Genomic DNA, 1,536 nt, shown 5'->3' with positions numbered 1-1,536 from the left:
TCGAGGGAACGGCATCGAATGCCAACATCCTGACATTCCGTGACGAGGATGGTGAAATCGTTCGAACCATCACAGCAGGAAGAGGATACACGCTCACATACAGCCGGCTGGACAAGAAAGGCAACGTCGTAGATTCGTTCACACTCCAGCCAACCGGATCTGTCCAGAGGGTAGAGATTGCCGATGACGGATCCCAGACTGTCGTAGGAACGGGTACCAACGGTCTGGTTCTGTTCTCGACGGACGCAACCGAGGTTCCCGGGACAGAAACACCCTTGGCGGTCCAATACACAGGTCGCATCGTCTACACCGTTGATCCCGAGACCGGTGTCTTCACCCTACTCAGCGCTTCCGGCAAGGAACTGAATATTTGTGAGGCTCTGGCTTAAGTCGCTGGAAGGAGGCCGGTTCCCCCATTTTGGGTGAGCTGGCTTCCGCGAGTCTGCGGGTGCCACCTCCATTGGGGTGGCACCCGCCGCCGTCGTTAGTTGCTTAGGGAGGCAATCCGCTTAGCCGATGTACTAAACCCTAATGCGAAAGAACCGTGACGAACTCAGCGAACCAGGCTGGCTGCTACCGGTCGAGGCCAAGTTCCTGAATGACGTCGGCAACACGCGCCCGATGCTCCTCAGTAAGGCCCTGGATCGGCAGCGGCAAGCTTGCCCGCGGCGCGAGGCCCAGCTGTTCTGCGATCGCGGCGATGACACGGAGGCTCCCGCCGAACTCGGCAAACAGCCGCCACAGCGGGGCCAGCCGGTCGGACTCGGCCAACGCCTCCGCAGCGTGCCCTCCAAGGGCGGCCCGGGTGATCCGCAGGGCCGGTGCGGGCAGTGTGCCGGCGATGACCGAGTACCACGTGTCGCAGCCGGCAGCCAGGCCGGCGGCGGCCATCGCATCTCCGGAAACCCCGATGGTCACGTCCGCTGGGATGGCCGTACGGATTTCGCCCACGCGCGCCCGCGCCTGCTCGGGGTCGGCGGGCACGCCGGGGATCTTGATGGATGCGATGCCGGGCAGTTCCGCGATGCGCCCGTACAGCTCGGTGCTGAACGTGAAATGCGTGGTGCCCGGGTTGTCGTAGACGATCACGGGCAGCGACGAGTTGGTGGTGACGGCGCGGAACAGGTGGTACACGTCGTCGTCGGTCAGGGGCTGATACGTCATCGGCGCCAGCAGCAGGGCCGACGCTCCCGCGCGCTCCGCCTGCTCGGCGTTCCGGAGCACTTCCGAAGTCCGCAGCGCCCCGATCCCCACGAACACGGGTGTTCCGGCCGCGTTTTCGACGGCGAGGCGCGCCACCCGGCTTCGCTCCTCGCCGCTCAGGTAGGCGTAGGAGCCGGTAGAACCCAGCGCGGTAATCGAATCGACCTTCGCCTCCGCGAGCCGTTGGATCAGGCGGACGAAAGCGCTCTCGTCAACCGCATCGTTCGCCAGCGGGGTGAGGGGAAACGCGCTCAGGCCGGTGAACACGGTTTGGCTCCTTCGGTTGAGGCTGCGGCCACGGTGGCTGCCGGCGGGAGCGGAGCCGGCGGGCGC

General features: G+C 65.1%; 2 protein-coding genes. One reads left to right on the top strand and one right to left on the bottom strand.

Going from position 1 to position 1,536, the window contains the following annotated elements; all coding sequences use genetic code 11:
• Nucleotides 1–389 (top strand): hypothetical protein (locus D477_RS22460; protein WP_005266102.1); only part of this gene is annotated, 389 nt, incomplete at its 5' end.
• A gap of 184 nt (nucleotides 390–573) precedes the next feature.
• Here D477_RS22460 and D477_RS00195 read toward each other — a convergent pair.
• Entirely contained in the window at nucleotides 574–1,470 is an 897-nt protein-coding gene (locus D477_RS00195; protein ID WP_005266101.1) for a dihydrodipicolinate synthase family protein, read from the bottom strand.
• Nucleotides 1,471–1,536 lie beyond the last annotated feature (66 nt).

Source organism: Arthrobacter crystallopoietes BAB-32 (genome assembly GCF_000328305.2).
GTDB lineage: Bacteria > Actinomycetota > Actinomycetes > Actinomycetales > Micrococcaceae > Crystallibacter > Crystallibacter crystallopoietes_A.
Note: the sequence above shows the minus strand (reverse complement) of the source record. Positions and strands in the feature narration are given on the sequence as shown.